Origin of the sequence: Corynebacterium sp. ACRQJ (assembly GCF_022346045.1) — a bacterium.
In the GTDB taxonomy this organism is placed as follows: domain Bacteria; phylum Actinomycetota; class Actinomycetes; order Mycobacteriales; family Mycobacteriaceae; genus Corynebacterium; species Corynebacterium evansiae.
In genome coordinates this window covers 1-1303 of record NZ_JAKRMT010000042.1, presented here as the reverse complement: position 1 = coordinate 1303, position 1303 = coordinate 1, and the positions used below count along the sequence as shown (strand labels likewise).

The following is a 1303-nucleotide window of genomic DNA, read 5'->3' as shown; positions in this document are numbered from 1 at the left end:
GGACCTGACCCCCGTTAGGTAGACACCTGATATCCAGCCCAGTTGGGTTGGGAAGAAAGGTAATCTACCACCATGCCTAGGTACTCCGAACAGTTCAAACGTGATGCTGTGGCCCTCTACGAAAACAACGAGGATCTCACACTTCACGCGGCTTCAGCAGAGCTTGGAGTCAATCGTTCCTCACTTTTCACTTGGCTTAAGCAGTACGGCACCGGCAAACGTGCCCGCACCAAAACCTTGCGCGACCAGGCCCAGGCGACGACTGACTCCGAGCGAATCCGCCAGCTAGAAAAAGAAGTCTCTAAGCTGCGCGAAGAACGCGACATCCTGCGCAAGGCCGCGAAATATTTTGCCGAAGAGACACGCTGGTAATCCGCTTCCAGTTTGTCGATGACCACCGAACCGAGTACTCGGTCAAGCGGATGTGCCACGTGTTAAAGCTCAATCGCTCCTCGTTCTACAAATGGGTCAACACCCGCGATAAACGAAGGTCAAAGATATGTTCTGACGCCCTTATTGGTGCAAGAATCAAGACCATCTTCGATGACGAGCACGGGCTCTATGGTGCTAAACGCATCGCTGCAAGCCTCAACGACGATACGGGCTTTCCCCCGATCAATCACAAGAAGGTCGCACGCATCATGCAATCCATGGGGCTTAAAGGCTTTACTAAGCGGCGTCGATGCATCACCACCAGGCGTAAGCCTGGCCACCGCGTCATGCCAGATCTAGTAAGCCGTAAATTCACAGCTGATAAGCCAAACGAGCTCTATGTAGGCGATATTACGTACCTGCCGTGTAAGGGCGGCAAGAACATGTACCTAGCCACGGTCATCGACGCCTACTCACGCAAGCTCGTCGGTCATGCGCTCGCCGATCACATGCGGGTATCGCTGGTTACCGAAGCTTTAACCCAAGCCAGAAACGTCCGCGGAAGCCTTAAAGGAGCAATTTTCCATTCCGATCACGGCAGTGTGTACACCTCACAAGCCTTTAGGGATCACTGCGCCCAGCTTGGTGTACGCCAATCCATGGGCGCAGTGGGCACAAGTGCCGATAACGCCCTGGCAGAATCCTTTAACGCCACCCTCAAACGTGAAGTCCTGCGTGATCGGAAAGTCTTTGACAATCCCATCATCTGCCGCCAGGAAGTCTTCCGATGGTGCATGCGCTACAACACCCGCAGACGACACTCCTGGTGCAACCTTCTAGCCCCCGATACCTTCGAAGCACTTAATTCAGCTACACTGACCCAAGCAGCATAGCTAACCCCCGACGTGTCTACTTTCCGGGGGTCAGGCCC

1 protein-coding gene is annotated in these 1303 nt (G+C 54.3%); it reads left to right on the top strand.

Annotation, left to right across the window (positions count from 1 at the left end):
• The first annotated feature begins 72 nt into the window (after nucleotides 1–72).
• A protein-coding gene (locus tag MHX52_RS10285) for an IS3 family transposase (protein ID WP_370642252.1) occupies nucleotides 73–1265 on the top strand; the annotation gives its coding sequence in 2 pieces (ribosomal slippage) (nucleotides 73–355 and nucleotides 355–1265; 1194 coding nt in all).
• Nucleotides 1266–1303: the final 38 nt, after the last annotated feature.